This window comes from Variovorax sp. Soil_C_33 (assembly GCF_057656935.1).
In genome coordinates, this window is record NZ_JBDGJK010000018.1 from 84050 (window position 1) to 105571 (window position 21522).

At 69.4% G+C, this 21522-nt stretch carries 18 protein-coding genes; 8 read left to right on the forward strand and 10 right to left on the reverse strand.

What is annotated here, in order from left to right:
* Positions 1-5 precede the first annotated feature (5 nt).
* The 4 genes from AC3A6B_RS24190 (at position 6) to AC3A6B_RS24205 (ending at position 5209) form a co-directional block, all read left to right on the forward strand.
* Positions 6-1160, forward strand: coding sequence for an acyl-CoA dehydrogenase family protein (locus tag AC3A6B_RS24190; protein WP_487839188.1), 1155 nt, complete (start codon positions 6-8; stop codon positions 1158-1160).
* The gene (locus AC3A6B_RS24195) at positions 1157-2272 is read left to right on the forward strand and encodes an enoyl-CoA hydratase/isomerase family protein (protein WP_487839189.1); all 1116 of its coding nucleotides are present in this window, start codon (positions 1157-1159) and stop codon (positions 2270-2272) included. Before AC3A6B_RS24190 ends, AC3A6B_RS24195 begins: the two co-directional genes overlap by 4 nt.
* Positions 2273-2301: 29 nt before the next feature.
* Positions 2302-3195 (forward strand): 3-hydroxyisobutyrate dehydrogenase, encoded by an 894-nt coding sequence (mmsB, locus tag AC3A6B_RS24200; protein WP_487839190.1) that lies wholly within the window; start codon positions 2302-2304, stop codon positions 3193-3195.
* Positions 3196-3343: 148 nt separating this feature from the next.
* Entirely contained in the window at positions 3344-5209 is a 1866-nt protein-coding gene (locus AC3A6B_RS24205; protein WP_487839191.1) for an ATP-dependent metallopeptidase FtsH/Yme1/Tma family protein, read from the forward strand.
* Between the two features lie 6 nt (positions 5210-5215).
* Here AC3A6B_RS24205 and AC3A6B_RS24210 read toward each other — a convergent pair whose 3' ends face one another.
* Positions 5216-6142, reverse strand: coding sequence for a LysR family transcriptional regulator (locus AC3A6B_RS24210; RefSeq protein WP_487839192.1), 927 nt, complete (start codon positions 6140-6142; stop codon positions 5216-5218).
* A 70-nt stretch (positions 6143-6212) separates the two neighbouring features.
* Between AC3A6B_RS24210 and metE the strand changes: the two genes are divergently transcribed.
* Positions 6213-8531 (forward strand): 5-methyltetrahydropteroyltriglutamate--homocysteine S-methyltransferase, encoded by a 2319-nt coding sequence (gene metE / locus AC3A6B_RS24215; RefSeq protein ID WP_487839193.1) that lies wholly within the window; start codon positions 6213-6215, stop codon positions 8529-8531.
* Positions 8532-8909: 378 nt separating this feature from the next.
* Here metE and AC3A6B_RS24220 read toward each other — a convergent pair whose 3' ends face one another.
* A complete protein-coding gene (locus tag AC3A6B_RS24220) occupies positions 8910-10367 on the reverse strand; it encodes a short-chain fatty acyl-CoA regulator family protein (RefSeq protein ID WP_487839194.1) in 1458 nt (485 codons plus the stop codon).
* Between the two features lie 105 nt (positions 10368-10472).
* Here AC3A6B_RS24220 and prpC point away from each other — a divergent pair, with 105 nt between their 5' ends.
* The 3 genes from prpC to AC3A6B_RS24235 all read left to right on the forward strand — a co-directional run bounded on the left by prpC (position 10473) and on the right by AC3A6B_RS24235 (position 13393).
* Positions 10473-11627, forward strand: coding sequence for a bifunctional 2-methylcitrate synthase/citrate synthase (gene prpC, locus AC3A6B_RS24225; protein ID WP_487839251.1), 1155 nt, complete (start codon positions 10473-10475; stop codon positions 11625-11627).
* Between the two features lie 11 nt (positions 11628-11638).
* Positions 11639-13090, forward strand: a complete 1452-nt coding sequence (locus tag AC3A6B_RS24230) for a bifunctional 2-methylcitrate dehydratase/aconitate hydratase (RefSeq protein ID WP_487839195.1) — start codon at positions 11639-11641, stop codon at positions 13088-13090.
* Positions 13091-13159: 69 nt separating this feature from the next.
* Complete coding sequence (locus tag AC3A6B_RS24235; RefSeq protein WP_487839196.1) at positions 13160-13393, forward strand: hypothetical protein; 234 nt, start codon at positions 13160-13162, stop codon at positions 13391-13393.
* A 77-nt stretch (positions 13394-13470) separates the two neighbouring features.
* Here the strand turns inward: AC3A6B_RS24235 and AC3A6B_RS24240 are convergent, their stop codons facing one another.
* From AC3A6B_RS24240 to AC3A6B_RS24275, 8 genes are all read right to left on the reverse strand, one after another.
* On the reverse strand, positions 13471-13851 hold the full coding sequence (locus AC3A6B_RS24240) for a nuclear transport factor 2 family protein (protein ID WP_487839197.1): 381 nt from the start codon (positions 13849-13851) through the stop codon (positions 13471-13473).
* A gap of 155 nt (positions 13852-14006) precedes the next feature.
* Entirely contained in the window at positions 14007-14744 is a 738-nt protein-coding gene (locus tag AC3A6B_RS24245; protein ID WP_487839198.1) for a hypothetical protein, read from the reverse strand.
* 134 nt (positions 14745-14878) lie between these two features.
* Complete coding sequence (locus AC3A6B_RS24250; protein ID WP_487839199.1) at positions 14879-15202, reverse strand: chaperone modulator CbpM; 324 nt, start codon at positions 15200-15202, stop codon at positions 14879-14881.
* Between the two features lie 4 nt (positions 15203-15206).
* Positions 15207-16178: a DnaJ C-terminal domain-containing protein gene (locus AC3A6B_RS24255; RefSeq protein WP_487839200.1), complete on the reverse strand. Its 972-nt coding sequence runs from the start codon at positions 16176-16178 to the stop codon at positions 15207-15209.
* A gap of 30 nt (positions 16179-16208) precedes the next feature.
* Entirely contained in the window at positions 16209-16823 is a 615-nt protein-coding gene (locus AC3A6B_RS24260; protein ID WP_487839201.1) for a histidine phosphatase family protein, read from the reverse strand.
* Positions 16824-16833: 10 nt separating this feature from the next.
* Positions 16834-19209 (reverse strand): acylase, encoded by a 2376-nt coding sequence (locus tag AC3A6B_RS24265; protein WP_487839202.1) that lies wholly within the window; start codon positions 19207-19209, stop codon positions 16834-16836.
* Positions 19210-19304: 95 nt separating this feature from the next.
* Positions 19305-20858: a phospholipase D family protein gene (locus AC3A6B_RS24270; protein WP_487839203.1), complete on the reverse strand. Its 1554-nt coding sequence runs from the start codon at positions 20856-20858 to the stop codon at positions 19305-19307.
* The gene (locus AC3A6B_RS24275) at positions 20858-21502 is read right to left on the reverse strand and encodes a CDP-alcohol phosphatidyltransferase family protein (protein ID WP_487839204.1); all 645 of its coding nucleotides are present in this window, start codon (positions 21500-21502) and stop codon (positions 20858-20860) included. Before AC3A6B_RS24275 ends, AC3A6B_RS24270 begins: the two co-directional genes overlap by 1 nt.
* Positions 21503-21522: the final 20 nt, after the last annotated feature.

The following is a 21522-nucleotide window of genomic DNA, read 5'->3' on the forward strand; positions in this document are numbered from 1 at the left end:
GCGGCATGGACTTCGAACTCTCCGAAGAGCAACGGGCCTTTGCGCAGACCGCGCGCGAATTCGCGTCGGCCGAGTTCGCGCCGCATGCCGCGCGCTGGGACGCCGAAGGCATCTTCCCGAAGGAGGCGATCGCGAAGGCGGGCGAGCTCGGCTTCTGCGGCCTCTATGCGCCCGAAAGCATCGAGGGCCTGGCGCTGCCGCGGCTCGACGCCACGCTGGTGTTCGAGGAGATGGCCGCGGTCGATCCGTCGACCACGGCCTTCATCACGATCCACAACATGGCGACCTGGATGCTCGGCACCTGGGGCGGGCCGGCCGTGCGCGAGCAGTGGGGCGCCGACCTCACGAGCGGGCGCAAGCTGGCGTCCTACTGCCTGACCGAGCCGGGCGCCGGCTCGGATGCCGGTTCGCTGAAGACACGCGCCGAGCTGCAGGGCGCCGAGTACGTCATCAACGGCGGCAAGGCCTTCATCTCGGGCGCCGGCTCGACCGACGTGCTGGTGCTGATGGCGCGCACCGGCGGCGGCGGTGCGGGCGGCGTCTCGGCCTTCGCGGTGCCCGCCGATGCGCCCGGCATCAGCTACGGCAAGAAGGAGCACAAGATGGGCTGGAACAGCCAGCCCACGCGCACCATCAACTTCGACAACGTGCGCGTGCCGGCCGCCAACCTGCTCGGCAGCGAAGGCGAGGGCTTCCGCATCGCGATGAAGGGGCTGGACGGCGGCCGCATCAACATCGCGACCTGCTCGGTCGGCGCGGCGCAGGGCGCGCTCGATGCGTCGCGCCGCTACCTGCACGAGCGCCAGCAGTTCGGCAAGCCGCTGGCAAGCTTCCAGGCGCTGCAGTTCAAGCTGGCCGACATGGCGACCGAGCTGGTGGCCGCGCGCCAGATGGTGCGGCTGGCCGCGAGCAGGCTCGACGCCGGGCATGCCGATGCGAGCACCTATTGCGCGATGGCCAAGCGCTTTGCGACCGACGTGGGCTTCAACGTCTGCAACGAGGCGCTGCAGCTGCACGGCGGCTACGGCTATCTGAGCGAGTTCCCGCTGGAGCGGCTGGTGCGCGACACGCGCGTGCACCAGATCCTCGAAGGCACCAACGAAATCATGCGCGTGATCGTCGCGCGCAAATTGCTGGAAGGCGAGAGTGACATCCGATGAGCGATGACGTGGTCCTGTTCGACGAGATCCAGACGGCCGGCGGCAAGCGCTTCGGCGTGGCCACGCTCAACACGCCGGCGGCGCTCAATGCGCTGTCGGTCGCGATGGTGCGGCTGCTCACGCCGAAGCTGCGCGCATGGGCGCAGGACGCAGGCGTTGCCGGCGTGCTGCTGCAGGCCGCGGGCGAGAAGGCTTTCTGCGCTGGCGGCGACTTGCGCCAGCTCTACCAAACGCTGCTGGAGTGTGGCCCCGAACGCAACCCGTACGCCGAGCGCTTCTTCGCCGAGGAGTACGAGCTCGACTACCTGATCCACACCTTCCCCAAGCCCATCCTGTGCTGGGGCCACGGCATCGTGATGGGCGGCGGCATCGGGCTCCTGGCGGGCGCTTCGCACCGCGTGGCCACGGCGCAGAGCCGCCTGGCGATGCCGGAGATCAGCATCGGCCTCTACCCCGACGTGGGCGGCAGCTGGTTCCTGCGCCGCATGCCGGGGCGCGTGGGCTTGTTCCTCGCGCTCACCGGGGCCCACCTCAATGCCGCCGACGCCATCTTCTGCGGGTTGGCCGACCTGCTGGTGCCGCACGAGCGCAAGGCGCAGGTGCTGGACGAGATCGCCGCGGGCGCATGGACCGGCGAGGCCAAGGCCGATCGCGCCGCGCTGTCGCGCATCCTGTTGCGTGCGGGCGAGGGCGCCGAGCTGCCGCCTTCGAAGGTGCGCGAGCATTTCGACACCATCAACGCGCTGATGGCCGGCGACGACCTGGGCGACATCGCCCAGCGGCTGCACGCGCTGCAAAGCGACGCCCCCTGGCTGCAGACCGCGGCGAAAACCTTCGCCAAGGGCGCGCCGAGCTCGGCGGCGCTCAGCTTCGAGCTCTGGCAGCGCGTGCACCGCATGTCGCTGGCCGAGGTCTTCCGGCTCGAGTACTGGGCCTCGCTCGGTTTCTGCGCGCACAAGGACTTTGCCGAGGGCATCCGCGCCGTGCTGATCGACAAGGACCGCAATCCGAAGTGGGACCCGGCCACGCTCGAGGAGATCACGCCCGGGTTCGTCGAGGACCATCTGCGCGTGCGCGGCGAGATGCCGGCGGAACTCGCATCGCTGGCCTGACAGACATCACACAAATAACGGAGACACACATGAAGATCGCATTCATCGGCCTCGGCAACATGGGCGGCCCGATGGCCCTCAACCTGCACAAGGCCGGCCACGCGCTCAGCGCTTTCGACCTCTCGGCCGAGGCCTGCAGGAAGCTCGGCACCGAGGGCCTTCCGATCGCCGCATCGGCCGAGGCGACGCTCGCCGGTGCGGAGGTGGTGATCAGCATGCTGCCGGCCAGCGCACACGTGGAAGGCCTCTACCTCGGCAGCGACGGCCAGCCCGGCCTGATGGAGAAAATCGCCGGCGGCACGCTGGTGATCGACAGCAGCACCATCGCCGCAGCGACGTCGCGCAAGGTCGCGGAAGCGGGCGCCAAACGCGGCGTGGCCGTGATCGACGCGCCCGTGTCCGGCGGCACCGGCGGCGCCATCGCGGGCACGCTGACCTTCATGGTCGGCGGTTCCGAAGCGGATCTCGAACGCGCGCGCCCGGTGCTGGAGAAGATGGGCGCCAACATCTTCCACGCGGGTGGCGCAGGCGCGGGCCAGACGGCCAAGATCTGCAACAACATGCTGCTCGGCATCCTGATGATCGGCACCTCCGAGGCCATCGCGCTCGGCGTCGCCAACGGGCTCGACCCGAAGGTGCTGTCGGAGATCATGCGGCGCAGCTCGGGCGGCAACTGGGCGCTCGAAAAATACAACCCGCTGCCCGGCGTGATGGAGAACGCACCGGCCTCCAAGGGCTATGCCGGCGGCTTCGGCACCGACCTGATGCTCAAGGACCTGGGGCTCGCGCAGGAGAACGCCGCCGTGGTGCGCGCGGCCACGCCGCTGGGCGGGCTGGCGCGCAACCTCTATGCGGCGCACAGCCTGGCCGGCCATGGCGCGCTCGATTTCTCGAGCGTGATCAAGCTGGTGCAGAAGAAGTAGGGTGCTGGCAGGAGGGCTGACGCAGGATCGCAACGCGGACTGCGGCCGCGCCGAGAAGTAGTCCACGCCGGCGGCATTTATGTCGCCGGCGCGGTGCCCGCGCTTCGCAGACTGCCTAGCATGCGGGTTTACCGCCTCCAGCCGTCCCATGAAGCAGCTCCACAGATTTTTCCGATCGGGCGCGGCCCGGATCACCCTTGCGGCGCTGCTCGGCATCGCCGTCCTGGCGGGCCTGTACCTGGTATTGCGCGCGACGCCACAGGCTCACCAGCTCGGCGGCGACGCGCAGCAGATGCGCAACGCGGCATCGGGCTGGACCGGCACCGAGAAGGACGGCTCCGAACTCCTGCGCGACCTGCGCGCCGGCGCGGTCCGCACCGTCGGCATCGCGGCCAATGCCATCCTCGTATCCACGACCGGCGGCGAGCGCTACTTCGTGGTCGACGGCCGCGGCTCCTTCGCCGCGCTGGTCGTCGGCGAGGCGGCGAAGGCCGGCGATTCGAAATCCTTCCAGCTCGTCGTGCTGCCGGACACGACGGTAGGCGCACCTGCTGCAGACGACCGCACGCTGAGTTCTGCGCGCGATCTGGTGGGGGTGTTCCTTCCCATCCTGCTCGTCGCGGCCGTTCTCTACATGATGCGGGACAGCATCGGCGCAAGCGCCAAGCTGGTCGAGAAGCCGACCGGGCTGCGCTTCGACGACGTCATCGGCGCCGGCGAGGCCAAGAACGCGCTGCAGGACATCGTCGACTACCTGAAGAACCCGAAGCGCTTCAGCGCGCTCGGCGCGCGACCGCCCTGCGGCGTGCTCATGCTCGGCGGACCGGGCGTCGGCAAGACGCTGCTCGCCAAGGCGCTCGCCGGCGAGTGCGGCGCCCGCTTCATTGCCACCAACGGCAGCGAGTTCACCTCCAAGTTCTATGGCGTCGGCGTGCAGAAGGTCAAGAAGCTCTTCGAGACCGCACGCAAGAACGCGCCCTGCATCCTCTTCATCGACGAGATCGACGGCATCTCCAGGCGCAGCGCCGGCGGCTCGGGGCCGGCTGAATCGGAGGGCAACCGCATCATCAACCAGTTGCTGGTCGAGATGGACGGCTTCGAGGCCAACGAGGGCGTCATCGTCGTGGGCGCCACCAACCTGGTCGACAACCTCGATGAAGCGCTGCTGCGCGAGGGGCGCTTCGATCGCCGCGTGAACGTCAAGCTGCCGGACGTGCGCGATCGTGCCGCTATCTTCCGGCTCTATGCCGCCAGGCTGCGCCTGGCGGGCGAGGTGGACTACGAGCAGCTGGCCCGCCTGACCACCGGCCTGTCGCCGGCGACCATCGCGCATGTCGTCAACCACGCGGCCCTGGTGGCGGCGCGCGCGAATGCGCAGGCGGTGTCGATGGGTCACCTGATGGAGGCCATCGAGACCACGCGCATCGGCGAACTCAACGGCGCGCAGCGCGCGCTCGGCGAGCGCGAGCGCCGCTACATCGCGGTGCACGAGGCCGGCCACGCGCTCGTCTCCGTCGTGCTGGGCTACGGCAAGGTCGAGAAGGTCACCATCCTGCCGCGCGGCGGGTCGCTGGGCGCCACGCTCGTGACGCAGGAAGAAGACATGGCGCTGGTGCTGAAGAGCGACATGGAAAAGCACATCCAGATGCTGCTGGGCGGCCGCAACGCCGAGCTGGCCGTGTTCGAGGAAGCATCGAGCGGCGCCAGCCACGACCTGCAGCAGGCCTCGAAGCTGGCGCTCGACATGGTCGGGCGCTACGGCTTCGGCGAAGACGGCGCGCTGTTCAGCCTGGGCGCGCTGCCGGCGCAGCACGCATCGCGGCAGGTCTCGGCCGCGGTGCGCCAGGCCAGCCTGCTGCTCGAGGGACTCAACGTGAAATGCCAGCAGATCATGCGCACGCACCGCCGCGCGCTGGACGAACTCACGGACGAACTGCTCGCCCACGAGACCGTGTCGGGCGAGCGCGTGCTCGAACTGGTCGGACACCGCGGGCCGATGACGCTGGTTGCCTGAGCATCTTCAGAGCAGCTCGATCCCGGGCAGGCTCTTGAAGCAGCTCTCGCGCGTGATGCGCACGAAATCTTCGAGCCAAGGCCGCGCCGAGGTCGCTGCGGTGCAGGCCATGTGCAGCTCGCCGGTCAGCCCCTTGCGGCCCACCGGTCGCGCCGTGACATAGCCGCGGTCCAGGTAGCCCTGCACCGCCCACAGCGGCAGCGCCGCGATCCCGCGGCCGCTGGCCACTAATTGCAGCATCGCGACCGTGAGCTCGGTGGTGCGGCGCTGAGCGGGCTCGACGCCCGCCGGCGCCAGCACCTGGCGCACGATGTCGAGCATGTCGTCGGGCACCGGGTAGGTGATCAGCGTCTGGTCGGCGAAGTGGCGGGCCGTGAGGTGCGTCTTTGCCGCGAGCGGATGCTCGTTGGCCAGCAAGGCCATGATCTCGAAGCGGAACAGGGGGTGGTAGTCGACCGTCTCGTCCGGGTCCTGCTCGGACACGATGGCCACCTCGGCGCGCTTCTGCATCACCAGCGCGATCGGGTCGGGATGGAAGCCCGAGACGATGTCGAGCTCGATCTCGGGCCAGTGGTTGCGAAACGCATCCATGGCGGGCATCAGCCAGTCGAAGCAGGTGTGGCACTCGACCACGATGCGCAGCTGGCCTGCACCGCCCTGCGCCAGCCGCGACACGTCGCGCTCCGCCTCCTCGACCAGCGGCAAGGCGGCATCGGCAAGCTGCAGCAGGCGCAGGCCGGCGCCGCTGAACTGCGGCGGCACCGACTTGCGCTCGAACAAGGCCGCGCCGTAGCGGTCTTCGAGCAGCTTGACCTGGTGCGACAGCGCCGACTGCGTGAGGTTGAGCAGCTGGGCGGCGCGCACCAGGCTGCCGGTGTCGCGCAGCGCGACCAGGGTGCGCAGGTGGCGGATCTCGAGGACGGATTGGGCCATGAATGAAATTCAAGTTGACGAGCAAAAGCTTTCGTTTGAATCATAGGCGACGAACGCCGACCATCGGGGGATGACACGCATCCACACTCTCGGTTTCCCGCGCATGGGCGCACAGCGCGAACTCAAATTCGCCCTTGAACAACACTGGCGCGGCGAGATCGACCGCGACGCGCTCGAGGCCGTCGGCCGCGACCTGCGCGCGCGCCACTGGCAGGCCCAGCGCGACGCCGGGCTCGACTTCGTGACCGTCGGCGACTTCGCCTTCTACGACCATGTGGCCAACCACATCCAGCTGCTGGGCTGCGAGCCGGCGCGCTTCGACTTCCGCGGCGACGAGCCCGAGCTCTCGCGCTATTTTTCGATGGCGCGCGGCGTGGCTGCCGAGGTGCACGACCGCGGCTGCGCGCACGCCGAGCACGGCACCTTCGCGCTCGAGATGACCAAGTGGTTCGACACCAACTACCACTACCTCGTGCCCGAGTTCTCGCCGGCGACGCGCTTCAGCCTGCAGTCGGTTCGCCTGTTCGACGAGGTCGCCGAGGCGCAGAAAGCCGGCCACGCGGTCAAGGCCGTGCTGCTGGGGCCGCTGAGCTTCCTCTGGCTCGGCAAGGAGAAGGAGGCCGGCTTCGATCGCTTCGGCCTGCTCGAATCGCTCTTGCCCGTCTACGAGCAGGTGCTCGCGCGCCTCAAGGCGCAGGGCGTCGAGTGGGTGCAGATCGACGAGCCGATCCTCGGCCTGGACCTGCCCGACGCCTGGCGCCATGCCTTCGAGCGCAGCTACTGGCAGCTTGCGCGCCGTGCGCCGAAGCTGCTGCTGGCCACCTACTTCTCGCCGCTCTCGGACAACCTGCGCCTGGCCTGCCAGCTGCCGGTGGCCGGCCTGCATGTCGATGCGGTGCGCACGCCCGACGAACTCACCGGCGTGGCCGACTGGCTGTCGGCACACAAGGTGCTGTCGATCGGCATTGTCGACGGCCGTAACATCTGGCGCACCGATCCGGACGCCGCGCTCGCGCGCCTGCGGCCCGTGGCGGACAAGCACCAGGGCGAGCTGTGGATTGCGCCTTCGTGCTCGCTGCTTCACGTGCCCTTCAGCCTCGCGGCGGAGCACAAGCTCGATGCCGAATTGAATAGCTGGCTCGCCTTTGCGGTGGAGAAGCTGGACGAGCTGCGGGTACTGCGCGCCGTGCTCGATGGCAACGAAGCCCGGGTGCATGACGAACTCGCTGCGGCGCGTGCCGCCGTGGCCGCCCGCCGCGCCAGCGCGCGCGTGCATCGCGCCGACGTGGCACTGCGCCTCGCGCGCCGCGTGGCCGGCGATGATCGTCGCGCTTCACCCTTCGCCGTGCGCCAGGCGGTGCAGCGCGTGCGCTTCGCGCTGCCGCCGCTGCCGACCACCACCATCGGCTCCTTCCCGCAGACGGCCGAGATCCGCACCGCGCGCGCCGCCTTCAAGCGCGGCGCGCTCGATGCCGAGGGCTACCGCGAGAAGATGCGCGCCGAGATCGCGCTCGCGGTGCGCAAGCAGGAAGAACTGGACATCGACGTGCTGGTGCACGGCGAGGCCGAGCGCAACGACATGGTCGAGTACTTCGGCGAGCAGCTCGACGGCTTCGCCTTCACCGCCAACGGCTGGGTGCAGTCCTATGGTTCACGCTGCGTCAAGCCGCCCGTCATCTACGGCGACGTGGCGCGCCCGGCACCGATGACCGTGGAATGGACCGCCTATGCGCAGGGCCTCACGGCGCGGCCGATGAAGGGCATGCTGACCGGGCCGGTCACCATCCTGCAGTGGTCCTTCGTGCGCGACGACCAGCCGCGCAGCGTGACGACGGAGCAGATCGCCTGGGCGATCCGCGACGAGGTGGTCGACCTGGAGCACGCCCGCATCGGCATCATCCAGATCGACGAGCCGGCGATCCGCGAAGGCCTGCCGCTGCGCCGCGCCGGCTGGAAGGCTTATCTGGAAGGCGCGACGCGCGCCTTTCGCATCAGCGCCTCGGGCGTGGCCGACCGCACGCAGATCCACACCCACATGTGCTACTCGGAATTCAACGACGTCCTGCCCGAGATCGCGGCGATGGACGCCGACGTGATCACCATCGAGACCAGCCGCTCCGACATGGAACTGCTGCGAGGTTTCGGCGAGTTCAAGTATCCGAACGAGATCGGCCCGGGCGTCTACGACATCCATTCGCCGCGCGTGCCGGCGGTGGACGAAATGGTGCGGCTGATGCGCAAGGCCGCGGCCGTGGTGCCGCCTGCCAACCTGTGGGTCAACCCCGACTGCGGGCTGAAGACCCGCGGCTGGGCGGAGACCGAGGCGGCGCTGGTGAACATGGTGGCGGCGGCGAAGGTGCTGCGGCAGGAACTCGCGCTCGCCGCTTGATCGTGATGCGGCCTGCGCGCCGCCGAAGGCGGTCTGCGGCCCGGGCTCCTGCTGGGGCGGTCGGCGCGTTGCGCCGACTCCGCTGCGGTGCTCGCCTGGGGGCGGCGCCGCGGAACTCGCTACGCGCCCCTGCGGTGCGCTGCGCTCAGGCAGCCGCGGCGAGTCAGATCACGAAGCGCGAGTGTCTTCGCACGCGCGCCCGCCCCCAGGCTGCGCTCCTCGCCGCCCCAGAAGTCGCCCGGGCCGCAGACCGCCTTCGGCGGAGGAGGCGCGGGGGTGTTTGGGGAAGCCGGATGCCAGCACAACGCTTCCCCGCAATGGCGCCCGCCGCCCCGGGTCCGTGGGCGCCTTTGCAGCGCGCGGCACATGCGTCAAGCGTCATCGTTTCGCTCCCTTCATGACGGACCTGATGGGCCGCATCTCCGCCACCGCATACGGCGCAAACCGGCTCTGGTTCTCGTCCACGTCGAGCGGCCGCCCGAGGAAGGGGAAGGCGCGCTGCGGGCAGGCAGGACGCTCGCAGACCTTGCAGCCCATGCCGATGGGCGTCGGCACCTCGGGGTCGCGCAGGTCCAGGCCCTTGGAGTACACCAGCCGCGGCGCGTGGCTGATGTCGCAGCCCAGGCCGATAGAGAAGGTCTTGGTTGGCGCGCCCCAGCCGCCGTGCCCGCGCGAGACGGTGCGCGCAATCCAGAGGTAGGCGCGGCCGTCGGGCATGCGCGCGAGCTGCGGCAGGATGCGGCCGGGCTGTGCGAAGGCTTCGTACACGTTCCACAGCGGACAGGTGCCGCCGGTCTTCGAGAAGTGGAAATGCGTGGCCGACTGGCGCTTGGAGATGTTGCCGGCGCGGTCGACCCGGACGAAGAAAAATGGCACGCCGCGCGCATCTGGTCGCTGCAGCGTGCTGAGCCGATGGCAGATGGTCTCGAAGCCGACGCCGAAGCGGCGCGCAAGCAGGTCGATGTCGTAGCGCAGCATCTCGGCCTCGCCGAGGAAAGTGCCGTAGGGCAGCAACAGGGCGCCTGCGAAGTAGTTTGCTAGGCCGATGCGCGCCAGCGAACGTGCGGTGTCGCCGGTGAAGGCCGCGGCCTCCACCAGATTCTGCAGCCCCTCGTCCATCTCCAGAAAGGCCAGCTGCGTGGCCATCTGGAAGGCGTACTGCCCGGGCTCGAGATCGGGCGAGAGCCGCAGCACGCGCGTGGCGGGGTCGTAGCGCCGGTGGTCCTCGGGCCCGAAGCCTTCCATCGGCACCACGCGCACGCCGTGCTGCTCCAGCAGGCGCCGGGCCAGGCGGTCGCCGGGATTGCCTTCGCGCAGCCGCCATTGCGCGGCCAGCGCCTCGGCCGCATCGTCGAGCGGGGCAATGTGGTTCTGGTGCGCGAAGAAGAAGTCGCGCACTTCTTCGAAGGGCATGGGCCGCAGTTGCGCGAGCTCGTCGCGGCCGTCGCCCAGAGCGCCCGCGATCGCCTCGATGCGCTCCAGCGCTTCGCGCTGGCGGCGGTGCAGCGCGACTAGGCTGCGGCCTACCGCGGGCATCTGCGTGGCGAGTTCGCGCAGCTCGGCCAGCGACACCGCCTCGCCGCCGGGGTTGTCGGCCAGCGCCTCGCGCATGCCGGCAATGAGCCGCGCTTCCTCGTCGTCCGAGAAGGCCTGCACGTCCACGCCCAGCGTGGCGCTGATGCGCAGCAGCACCGCCACCGTGAGCGGCCGCTGGTTCTGCTCGATCTGGTTCAGGTAGCTGGGCGAGAGGCCCAGTTGCTGCGCCAGCGCCACCTGGCTCAGGTTGCGCTCTTCGCGCAGGCGGCGCAGGCGCACGCCCATGAAGGTCTTCCTCATTGCTGGTTGATTCGCATACTTCGCAATTTGGCTTGCCTCATTCGCAATCATTCGCTGTTTCAGTGCTTAATTATGTGGCGAAGTTTGCGTAGATTGCGAAGGATGATGCAAGCACCCGTGTCCACCGGCTTCAGGCCGAAGAAATCCGTGGCGCTCTCGGGGGTGACCGCCGGCAACACGGCGCTGTGCACCGTGGGCCGCACCGGCAACGACCTGCACTACCGCGGCTACGACATCCTCGACATCGCCGAGGTCTGCGAGTTCGAGGAGATCGCGCACCTGCTGGTGCACGGCAAGCTGCCCACCGCCGCCGAGCTGCGCGCCTACAAGGCCAGGCTCAAGGCCTTGCGCGGGCTGCCGGCGAGCGTGAAGGAAGCGCTGGAGCATCTGCCCGCGAGCGCGCATCCGATGGACGTGATGCGCACCGGCGTCTCCGCGCTCGGCTGCGTGCTGCCGGAGAAGGACGAGCACGCCACCTCCGGCGCGCGCGACATCGCCGACCGCCTGCTGGCCTCGCTCGGCTCATTGCTGCTTTACTGGTTCCACTGGTCGACGCAAGGCCGGCGCATCGAGGTCGAGACCGACGACGACTCCATCGGCGCGCACTTCCTGCATCTGCTGCACGGCAGGGCGCCGACAGCAAGTTGGGAGCGCGCGATGCACACCTCGCTCAACCTGTATGCCGAGCACGAGTTCAATGCCTCGACCTTCACCGCGCGCGTGGTGGCGGGCACCGGCTCGGACGTGTACTCGGCCATCACCGGTGCCATCGGCGCACTGCGCGGACCCAAGCACGGCGGCGCCAACGAAGCGGCTTTCGAGATCCAGAAGCGCTACGACTCGCCCGACGAGGCCGAAGCCGACATTCGCCGCCGCGTCGAGGCGAAGGAGGTGGTGATCGGCTTCGGCCACCCGGTCTACACGGTGGCCGATCCGCGCAACGAGGTTATCAAGCGGGTTGCGACGAAGCTGTCGCAGGAGGCCGGATCGACCAGGATGTTCGACATCGCCGAGCGGCTTGAAACCGTGATGTGGGACGCGAAGAAGATGTTCCCCAACCTCGACTGGTTCAGCGCCGTCAGCTACCACATGATGGGCGTGCCGACCGCGATGTTCACGCCGCTGTTCGTGATCGCCCGCACCAGCGGCTGGGCGGCGCACATCATCGAGCAGCGCATCGACAACAAGATCATCCGGCCGAGCGCGAACTACACCGGCCCGGAAGACCTGCGCTTCGTGCCGATCGAGGAGCGCGTTTGAAGAAAGAAACCATGTCCGCAGCCATCAACACCATCCGCCCCGAACCCGACCGCGTGCTCGTCGACATCGTCGACTATGTGCTCGACTACCGGATTGCCAGCCCGCTGGCCTACGAGACCGCGCGCCACTGCCTGATCGACACGCTGGGCTGCGGCCTCGAGGCGCTCGAGTACCCGGCCTGCACCAAGCTGCTCGGCCCCATCGTTCCCGGCACGGCGGTGCCGCACGGCGCCCGGGTGCCGGGCACCCGGCACCAGCTCGACCCGGTGCAGGCGGCCTTCAACATCGGCGCGATGATCCGTTGGCTCGACTTCAACGACACATGGCTCGCCGCCGAGTGGGGCCACCCGAGCGACAACCTCGGCGGCATCCTCGCCACGGCCGACTGGCTCAGCCGCAATGCGGTGGCCGCCGGCAAGAAGCCGTTGACGATGAAGGATGTGCTCACCGCCATGATCAAGGCGCACGAGCTCCAGGGCTGCATTGCGCTGGAGAACAGCTTCAACGAGGTCGGGCTCGACCACGTGGTGCTGGTCAAGGTGGCCTCGACCGCGGTGGTGGCGCAGATGCTCGGCCTCTCGCGCGAAGAGATCGTCAATGCGGTGTCGCTGGCCTGGGTCGACGGCCAGTCGCTGCGCACCTACCGCCATGCGCCCAACACCGGCAGTCGCAAGAGCTGGGCCGCCGGCGATGCCACCAGCCGTGCGGTGCGCCTGGCGCTGATCGCGAAGACCGGCGAGATGGGCTGCCCGAGCGTGCTCACCGCCAAGGGCTGGGGCTTCTACGACGTGCTGTTCAAGGGGCAGCCCTTCAGGTTCCAGCGGCCCTACGGCTCCTACGTGATGGAGCACGTGCTGTTCAAGATCAGCTTCCCGGCCGAGTTCCATAGCCAGACGGCAGTGGAGGCCGCGATGACGCTGCATGCGCGGCTGAAGAAGGCCGGCAGGACGGTGGAGGACATCGAGCGCGTGACGATCCGCACGCACGAGGCCTGCATCCGCATCATCGACAAGAAGGGGCCCTTGAACAACCCAGCCGACCGCGACCACTGCATCCAGTACATGGTGGCGGTGCCGCTGATCTTCGGCCGGCTCACGGCCGGCGACTACGAAGACGCGGTGGCGGCCGATCCGCGCATCGACGCGCTGCGCGACAGGATCGCCTGCGTGGAGGACCCGCGGTACACCCGCGACTATCACGACCCCGAGAAGCGCAGCATCGCGAACGCGCTCACGATCGGGATCAAGGACGGCAAGACGCTGGAGGAAGTGGCGGTCGAGTATCCGATCGGCCACAAGCACCGCCGCGCGGACGGCATCCCGTTGCTGGAAGCCAAGTTCCGCACCAACCTCGCGCGGCGCTTCCCGAAGAAGCAGCAGGACGCGATCCTCGCCGTCTCGCTGGACCAGCAGGCGCTGGAGGCGCTGCCGGTGCACGAGTACGTCGATCTCTACGTGATATGAACGCGCTGGAGGACCAGGAAGCCCGCCAGCGAGGCAGTGCCTATCGCGAGCGCCAGCAGGCCGAGGCGCATGCGCAACCCCATGGTCCTGCCCGGCGCCGCGGCAGCAGGAGCCAGCGGCGCCCTGTTCGATATCGGCCAGCCGTTCAGGCGCGGCCCTTTGCTCAATTCCATTGCGGAGAAGCCGGCGGGCGCCAGGCGGCGCAGCGCGCTGGCGCAGCTGTCACAGAACATCGCGCTGTCGGGGTTGGGGGTTCTGCAGACGTCGCAGACCACGGGCATGGGGAACTCCATCAAAGTTTGACCGAAGCCGCCCACTTTCCATAGCGCCTGCCGCGTGTCTGTCGGCAGCTTCCTACGCGCGCGCAGGAATCCGGCGTTCTACGGCCTCGACTTGATGGGCGCGCGCTGCGCCGGGTCGTAGAAGAAGGTCTCCTCGGCGATGCGTTCACCCTCCCAGCGCTGGTAGGCGAGCTCCTCCATGTGGGTGGCCGTGCCGTCCTTCCACTCGAAGTGGAAGATCCAGCGGATGACGGCCTTGTCGCCGTTCACGAACACCGGGCGCACGCAGGTCGAACTGATCGAGGTGGCCTTGGCCAGCATGGCGCGTTCGCGTGCGATGGCCGCATCGCGGCCGACGCGCGGCGCCTCCTGGTTCTCCTGCAGCGAGGCATTCGCGGTGTAGAACTCCTCGACCGCTTCGGCATGCGCGTTCTCTTCGACGCGGGCGATGAAGCGTTCGAGTGTCTGGGCTGTGGGCATGTGTTCTTCCTTTTCGGTGACGGTTCGGCAGGAGATCGTGAAGATGCAGCCATACCGAATTCGCTAGCTGCTGGCACGTTTTCGGCCTCGCTCTTGGCCGGGATCAGGAGACTTTTGGATATGTCGAAGCGGTATGCCTGGCGCGCTGCGCAGGCTCAGAAGCTCGGGTTGCGCCGCGCGATGTCGCGCCGCGTCTGCTCGCGCACCGCGTTGCAGTGCGGGTGGTGGTTGAACGGGCTCCTCGCGCATTGCGCCGCTTCGCAGCGGGCCGCGGCGATGAAGTTGAGGTGGGCGCAGCCGGGGCGCGGGTCGGCGGCGCCGTTGCCGCCATTGCCGCCATTGCCGTCGTTGCGGGCCACGACCTTGCGAGGCGGAACCGTGCGCTCGATCGGCACGGCGGGCTGATAGGAGGCGATGGGGCGTTCGGGTTCCGCGCGCACGGGGCCCGGCTCCACGATCGTCTCTTTCGGACCGAGCGCTTCCACCGTTCGCACCGGCTCTGACATGAGCAGGGGCACGCGGTCGAGCGGCGCCGCCGGAGGCACCGATGCCCGCACCGGAACAGCCGGTTTCGCGGGAGCCACCGCGGCAACGGGTGCCGGCGCGGATGCCGGCGGCTTGCGCGTCACATAGGCCACCCAGCTGCCGAAGCATGCGGTGATCACGACCGACAGCACGGCAAAGCGGATCCAGAAGGCGCGCGTCTCAATCGGCAGCATGCCGGGGGTCGGCCCTGCGGCCCGCGTGGCTGCTGGCGCTGGCCGCATCGGCTTCATCCCTTCGAGCGCCGACGGCCCGGTGGCGGCAAAGCCGGGCAGCTTGGCCGCACAGCCATGGCAGAACATGGCATTGGCGCGGTTTTCGGTCTTGCAGGCGGCACAGACCACGGACATGGGGAACTCCTTCGAAGGCCGGAATGTTAGGGCCTGTTAACAGGCCCTAGGAGTCTGCACGTCCCGCGGCCGCTGTCTGCCAGCCGCCTCCTACTTCGAAATCAGCTTGTCCAGCGAGATGTCATGCGAAACGCTCAAGCTTCGCGTTCGAGTCCCCGCGCGCGCAGCACCGCCTTGAGCCGGCGTACTTCGTGCTCCAGGTCGAGGATCAGCGCCGCGGCGTCGAGCCCGACGCCGAAATCGCGCTCGAGCCGGCGCGCGGCGAGCGCGCATTGCAGGTCGGCGCTGTAAAAGCACCAGTCCTCCGGGCGTTCGGCCGTCGCGCGCACCTCGACGATGCCCATGTCGACCAGTTGAACCACCCACTCGATCTCGGCGCCGCAGGCATGCGCCAGTTCGCGCGCGGCAAGCGGGTGGGACGCGCCCAGGGTCGTGGCATCGAAGGAAGGGTTGGCCATGTCATCACACTCCGAGATGGCGGCGCGGGTCCAAGGGCGCGGCCTGCGCCAGTTGCTCGTAGGCCTTGCGCGCGGCCTCGGTATCGGCCGGCGGCAATGCGATCTCCAGCAGCAGGTAGAGATGGCCGGGCGGCTTGCCCGGCAGGCCGCGTTCCTTGAGCCGCAGCTTGAGGCCGCTGCGCGCGCCGCGCGGCACCGTCACCTCGACCACGCCGCCGGTGGGCGTCGGCACCTTGACCTGGGCGCCGAGCGCGGCTTCGCTCGGCGTCACCGGCAGCGTCATGTAGAGGTCGCGGTCCTCGATGCGGTAGTGCTGGTGCGGTGCGATGCGCACCTCCAGATAAAGATCGCCGGCCGGCTCGCCGCCGTGGCCCGGCATGCCCTGGCCGGCGAGCCGGATGTACTGGCCCGGATGCACGCCGGCGGGGATCTTCACGCTGAGCGTGCGCGTCTTCCATTCGGGCCGGCCCTGGTCGTCGATTTCCTGCGAGCGCAGCGTGATCTCGCGCTCGGCGCCGTGGAGCGCGTCTTCGAGCGCGATCTCGATGGCGGCATGGTGGTCCTCGCCGCGCGCGCGGTAGTGGCGCCGCTCGGCGCTGCGCCGTTCGGCCGCGCCGAAGAGTGAGGAAAAGAACTCGCTGAATTCGGCATGGTCGGCCGGGCCCTGGCCCGGGCCGCGGTGGAATTCGAAACCCTCGTCCCATCCCGGCGGCGGCTGGAAGCCCTCGCCGGGGCGGCCGCCGGCATAGCGGCCCTGCGCGACCTGGTCGGCCAGCGCGTCGTAGGCGGCGCGCTTTTCCTTGTCGCGCAGCACATCGTTGGCCTCGTTGATCTCGCGCATGCGCCGCTCGGCGTCGGCTTCCTTGCTGACGTCCGGGTGGTATTTGCGCGCGAGCTTGCGATAGGCCTTGCGGACCTCGTCGTCCGAGGCGCCGCGTTCGATGCCCAGTGCCTGGTAGTAGTCCTTGAATTCCATGGTGGTGGAGGGCGATGCGTGCTGCAGCCCTCAGGCCAGCGACGCGCCGCCATCCGCATGTTGCAGGAGCGGCTTCACCCGCCATGTAGGACCGCTTCGCTCGAAACGCAGCGGCTGGGCATTGCCGAGCAGCTCCAGGTCCGCGGGAACGCCGAGCAGCGCCGCCAGCACGTGCAGCGAGCCGCCGTGCGCCACCACCAGCACCGGCGCCGGTTGGGCCAGTGCGACTTCGAGCGCGGCGCGCTTGCGGGCGACGAACTGGGCCAGCGTCTCGCCGCCCTCGGGTTCGCAGGCCCAGTTCAGGTTGGCGGAAGAGGTGCCGATCAGCGCGCCGAAATTGCGCTCGCGCAAACTTGTCTGCACCAGCGGCGCGATGCGCAAACCGCCCGCGACCGTATGCGCGGTGTCGTAGGCGCGCTTCGCATCGCTGCACACCACGCTCCTGATCGGCTCGCCGGCCAGCAGTTCGGCCGCGCGCGTCGCCTGCTGCAAGCCGAGCACGCTCAGCGGCGTGTCGACCGCCTGGAAGATGCGCCGCGCGTTGCCTTCGGTCTGTCCGTGGCGCAGGAAGTAGAAGTGGTCGCAGGCCGGCGCCAGCGGCACTGCGGCGGCCAGCCGCACCAGTTGATCCAGACCGTCGTTCATCGTGTTCCTTTCAATAGGCGAGTCGAAGGGGGCTGCCCACGCGCTGCGCCTCGATGTCGGCACGATGGAAGGGCAGCGGGTGCCATTGCTTGGCAGCGAACAGCGGCAGCTGATCGTAGGCGCGCGGCGATGCGGGGTCGCTGCTCTGGCCGTAGGTCAGTATGGCCTGTGCCACCGGCCCGCGCTCGTCGAAGCCCACCACCTGCATGTAGCTGCTGCCGTAGTTGATGTTGTAGCCCTTCGGATCGATCAGCGACTGGCCCTGGCTCTCCACCTTGTTGAGCACCCCTTCGAATTCGTCGCCGCCGTGGATCGCGACCTTCTGGCCGCGCACCATGCGCGTCTGCACCTCGGCTAGCGGCACGTCGGCCGCGAAGCCGGCGGTGCGAACGATGGCGACCGCGTCGCCCAAGGCCTTGAAGACCGCATCGCGCGTGGCCGGCGTGGCCATGTCGAGGCCGGCCGGCGTCGCGACCGGGCGAGTGGAGTCGAAAGGCACGCGCCAGACCTTCGGCACGTCCTTCGCCTTGCGCCAGAACTCGCGGAACAGCGGCGCGCCCTTCGACGCGCTGTTGCTGGTGCGGTCCCAGGCGGCGAGCACGCGGCAGCCGAGCGCCTGGTCCGGCGTGAGCGCCGAGGCGCCGGCGTTGCAGGCCGCCACCAGGTCATCGAGCACCAGCATGCCGGCCAGGTTGCGGTCGCGGAAGATCACGCTCTGCAGCTCGGCCGCGCCCATCTTGTTGCCCCGCAGGCCGTCGTTGCCGGCCAGTCGGGCTTCGATTTCCATGATGCCGCTGCGCGTGCGCAGCCGCTGCGGCGTGCCGACGAAGCCGACCAGCGGCGAGATGCCGCCGGGCGCTTCGATGTGCGGGTTGCTGAGCCAGAAGCTGTCGTTGCTGTTCTGCACCCAGTCCGGCGTCACGACGACCGGCATGCGCGCCGGCGCCGTCACGCCGGGCATGGCGGCTGCGGCGTCGCGATGCCAGGCGCAGGCCGAGCGCGAGCCGTCGAGCACCGGCAGGCCGGCGGCATTGAGCAGCGCGGCGGCACGCGGCGAGGGCGCGCAGCGCTTCAGCATCTCGGCCGACACGTCGGGCACCACCGAGAGATCGGCATACATCGCGTTGCCCTCGCGGTCGGCCGCGATGGTGTTGATCCACGGCATGCCCTGGTTGCCCATGGCGGCGCGCAGTTCGGCGACGTTGCGCGCGCGCGCCATCTGCATCCAGCTCTGAGCCGAGCGCACGTTCTGCGTGTTGGCATCGCGGATCGCGTAGGCCGTGGTCGCGGTCCAGCCGAGGCCGGCGCGCGGCAGCGAGACGACGGGGCCCCATTCGGTGCCGTAGAAAGTCTTCGGCGGGGTGGGGCCGCCGACGGCAGGCAGGCTCACGTTCCGGGTCGTCATCTTCCTGCGCTGGCCGTCGACGATGTAGACCGTGGGGTCGTCCGGGTCGAGCTTCAGCTCGTAGAGCGTGAAGCGCTTGCCGGTCGAGACCGTGTGCGTCCACGCCACGTCCTTGTTGAAGCCGATCGCGACCACCGGGCTCAGTCCACCGGTGGCGCCCATCACGTCGAGCTTTCCGGGGATGGTAAGGTGCATCTCCCAGAAGCGGTTGGTGCCGGTCCACGGGAAATGCGGATTGCCCAGCACCAGGCCGCGGCCGTCGGGCGTGGCGTTGCGGCCGAAGGCCCAGCCGTTGGAGCCGAGCTCGCCGCCCTCGGGGTTGGCATTGAAGCTGTGGCGGCCGATTTCCGCGACCGCCTGTTGCAGCGAGACCGGCTCTGCGGCGGCGTTCCGCGTTCCCTGCGCAGGCGGCGCTGCCGCGAGCACCGCGCCGGCCAGCGCGCCGATGCCGCCCTGGATCATCGACATCTCGGTGGTGCGCGACAGGTCGGCCAGCGACATCGGCCGCACCCAGGGCTTGTTGCGGCAGGCTTCGGGCAGGCCGTTCGGGCCCGCGTCCTGCAGGTAGCGGTTGTAGCCGGCCACGTAGCCGCGCAACGAGGCCTTGACGTCCTCGTTGTTGGCGGCGGCGGCACGCGCCAGCGCGGCGTCGTCCATGTGGGCGCGCACGAACAGATCGATCTGCGAATTCGGCAGCCGGCCCAGGCCGAGTTCGCCGGTGGCTTGCGCGCCGAGGAACTGCGAGCGCTCGCCGCGCACGGTGAGCAGATGTTCCGCGGTCTGGCACACGTTGTCCTGCGCATGCGCGTAGGCCACGCCGTAGGCGATGCCTTCGTAGTCCGGCGCGGTGATGTGCGCGATGCCGTAGGTGGTGCGTTCGATCGTCACGTTGCGCGAGCCCGCCGGCGGCGCGTTGGCGCAGGCGGCGAGGGCCAGCGCGAGGGCGAGCGGCGCGAGGCGGAAGGAGGTCGTGGCTGTCATGGGCTTCTTCTGGAGTGAAAAAAGAGCTGTCGATTAGAGGTTGGCGCCGGTGGGTGACGGTTGCGTGATAACCCGCGTTCGCCCTGTCGCCATTGCTACAGCAGCCACTCGATCGGCAGGATCGAGAGGAAGTCGATCCACAGGCGCCGCACGGCGCCGGCCCCCGGCTCCGTGGTGGAACGGGTTTCGCCCGCCGGGCCGCGGTCGATCCACTCCATGCCGCGCCCATTCGCAGGCCGGCGCACCTCGTAGGCCAGCGTCGGCACCACCTTGTCGATCTCCACGGCGAGCCGCTCGGCCAGCGTGGCGCTTTCGATCACCACGCCCATCTCGGTGTTGAGATGCACGGAGCGAGGATCCAGATTGAGCGAGCCGACGAAGATGCGGCTGCGGTCTACCGCGAAGGTCTTGGCATGCAGGCTCGCGGCCGAACTTCCGCCCGGGTTGTGGCGCTTCTCCTCGTCCGGGCGCGGCGGCGCGGCGGCGCTCGGCTTGAGCTCGTAGAGCGTGGCGCCGGCTTCGAGCAGCTCGCTGCGGTAGCGCGCGTAGCCGGCATGGACCGCGCCCACATCGGTCGCGGCCAGCGAGTTGGTCAGGATGCGCACCTTCACGCCCTTTCCGGCGAGCGCGGCCAGTTCGCGCGTGCCGGCGGCGCCGGGCACGAAGTAGGGCGACACCAGGTCGAGCTCGCGCTTCGGCTCGCCCATGGCCTTCTTCAGCAGGGGGAACATGAGCTGCTCTTCATGGCCCGCCGCCGACTGCACCTTGGAGGGCACATCGCTCACGACGCGCGCATCGGCCCACTCGAAAGGGACGCGGCGCTCGGCCACCACGCGCATCAGCGGGGTCTGCCGCACCGCTTCGAGGTAGCGCTGCGTCTCGGCTTGCTGCCGCAGCTGCGCCCATCGCTCGCGCAGCCGCGCCGCGGCATCCGCCGGCGCCGGCGGCAGCAGGCTGGCGACCGGATAGGCGGCCTCGCTGTTCCAGTACAGGTCGAACTCGCGCGAGACCTCGCGCACCACCGGGCCGACTGCGATCACGTCCAGATCCTGGAAGCCGAGTTGCTGGTCGGCGCCGTAGTACTCGTTGCCCACGTTGCGCCCGCCGACGATCGCGACCTGGTTGTCCGCCGTGAAGGACTTGTTGTGCATGCGGCGGTTGACGCGCGAGAAGTCGAGCGCGAAGTCGCCGACCCGGAAGCCGCGGTTCGCGAAGGGATTGAAGAGCCGGACCTCGATGTTCGGATGCGCGTCGAGCGCGGCGAGGGTGGCGTCGAGCCCGCCGGTGTTGTTGTCGTCGAGCAGGAGGCGCACGCGAACGCCGCGCTCGGCCGCCTGCCACGCAGCCTCGAACAGCAGCTGGCCCGTGCTATCGCCGCGCCAGATGTAGTACTGCAGGTCGAGGCTGCGCTCCGCGGCCTGCGCCAGCACCACGCGGGCCGCGAAAGCCTCCTGCGCGGCGACCAGCGGCAGGATGCCCGACTGGCCCGGATGCGCCGCCAGCTCCGGCGCCAGCGCCTGGCCGAGGCGGGTGCCGGCGGTGTCGGCCAGCGCGGTCGACGCGTTGCGCTCGACGCCATCGGGCAGGCTGGCGCAGCCCGAGAGAGCCAGTCCCAGCGCGACGCAAGCGACGACGCGGGCGGCGCGCATCACAGCTTCGGAATGCGCAGCGTCTTGCTGATCATCAGCGTGCCCGAGAGGGCGAACAGCAGCGTCAGCGGATGCAGGGCCCAGGGCCCCAGCATCCACACGCCGCCCCAGAGCGCATCGCCGATGCGGCCCTGCCAGCCGGCCCAGGCGAGCACGGCCACCAGCACCACGCTGGTCGGGATCGGCGTGCCCTCGAAGTACTTGACCTTGTCGGCGCCGGCCGAGAGCGCTTCGGCCGTGACGTTGTAGCGCGCCAGCCGGCTCACGCCGCAGCCGACGAAATAGATCAGGATCACGCAATCCCAGCCGCCGTCGAGCCCGGCGGCGAAAGCCAGCGCGGCGGGCGCCACGCCGAAGGAGATCACGTCGGCCAGCGAGTCGAGCTCGCGGCCGAGCGCCGACTGCGTCTGCCGCCAGCGCGCGATGCGGCCGTCGAACACGTCGAAGACGAAGGCGGCCGGCGCCAGCGCCGCGGCCCAGAGGAACTGCGCGAGCGACTGGCTCGCCACATAGGCCATCGAAAGGAACACGACGCCGACGCCGCAGGCCGCGTTGCCGAGCGTGAACACGTCGGCCAGGTGGAAGCCGCGGATCATCGAGAAATGCTTGCGGGCCCGTGCGGCGACGGGTGGGGTGGTGGCCATGGCTGTTCTTTCGAAGGGAA

What these genes read in the sequence shown, in the direction of transcription:
- AC3A6B_RS24205 (WP_487839191.1), top strand. Translation starts at nt 3,344, where the DNA reads ATGAAGCAGCTCCACAGATTTTTCCGATCGGGCGCGGCCCGGATCACC.
- AC3A6B_RS24265 (WP_487839202.1), bottom strand. Translation starts at nt 19,209, where the DNA reads ATGACAGCCACGACCTCCTTCCGCCTCGCGCCGCTCGCCCTCGCGCTG.
- AC3A6B_RS24230 (WP_487839195.1), top strand. Translation starts at nt 11,639, where the DNA reads ATGTCCGCAGCCATCAACACCATCCGCCCCGAACCCGACCGCGTGCTC.
- AC3A6B_RS24255 (WP_487839200.1), bottom strand. Translation starts at nt 16,178, where the DNA reads ATGGAATTCAAGGACTACTACCAGGCACTGGGCATCGAACGCGGCGCC.
- AC3A6B_RS24275 (WP_487839204.1), bottom strand. Translation starts at nt 21,502, where the DNA reads ATGGCCACCACCCCACCCGTCGCCGCACGGGCCCGCAAGCATTTCTCG.
- metE (WP_487839193.1), top strand. Translation starts at nt 6,213, where the DNA reads ATGACACGCATCCACACTCTCGGTTTCCCGCGCATGGGCGCACAGCGC.
- AC3A6B_RS24195 (WP_487839189.1), top strand. Translation starts at nt 1,157, where the DNA reads ATGAGCGATGACGTGGTCCTGTTCGACGAGATCCAGACGGCCGGCGGC.
- AC3A6B_RS24240 (WP_487839197.1), bottom strand. Translation starts at nt 13,851, where the DNA reads ATGCCCACAGCCCAGACACTCGAACGCTTCATCGCCCGCGTCGAAGAG.
- AC3A6B_RS24250 (WP_487839199.1), bottom strand. Translation starts at nt 15,202, where the DNA reads ATGGCCAACCCTTCCTTCGATGCCACGACCCTGGGCGCGTCCCACCCG.
- AC3A6B_RS24235 (WP_487839196.1), top strand. Translation starts at nt 13,160, where the DNA reads ATGCGCAACCCCATGGTCCTGCCCGGCGCCGCGGCAGCAGGAGCCAGC.
- AC3A6B_RS24220 (WP_487839194.1), bottom strand. Translation starts at nt 10,367, where the DNA reads ATGAGGAAGACCTTCATGGGCGTGCGCCTGCGCCGCCTGCGCGAAGAG.
- prpC (WP_487839251.1), top strand. Translation starts at nt 10,473, where the DNA reads ATGCAAGCACCCGTGTCCACCGGCTTCAGGCCGAAGAAATCCGTGGCG.
- AC3A6B_RS24190 (WP_487839188.1), top strand. Translation starts at nt 6, where the DNA reads ATGGACTTCGAACTCTCCGAAGAGCAACGGGCCTTTGCGCAGACCGCG.
- AC3A6B_RS24260 (WP_487839201.1), bottom strand. Translation starts at nt 16,823, where the DNA reads ATGAACGACGGTCTGGATCAACTGGTGCGGCTGGCCGCCGCAGTGCCG.
- mmsB (WP_487839190.1), top strand. Translation starts at nt 2,302, where the DNA reads ATGAAGATCGCATTCATCGGCCTCGGCAACATGGGCGGCCCGATGGCC.
- AC3A6B_RS24270 (WP_487839203.1), bottom strand. Translation starts at nt 20,858, where the DNA reads ATGCGCGCCGCCCGCGTCGTCGCTTGCGTCGCGCTGGGACTGGCTCTC.
- AC3A6B_RS24210 (WP_487839192.1), bottom strand. Translation starts at nt 6,142, where the DNA reads ATGGCCCAATCCGTCCTCGAGATCCGCCACCTGCGCACCCTGGTCGCG.
- AC3A6B_RS24245 (WP_487839198.1), bottom strand. Translation starts at nt 14,744, where the DNA reads ATGTCCGTGGTCTGTGCCGCCTGCAAGACCGAAAACCGCGCCAATGCC.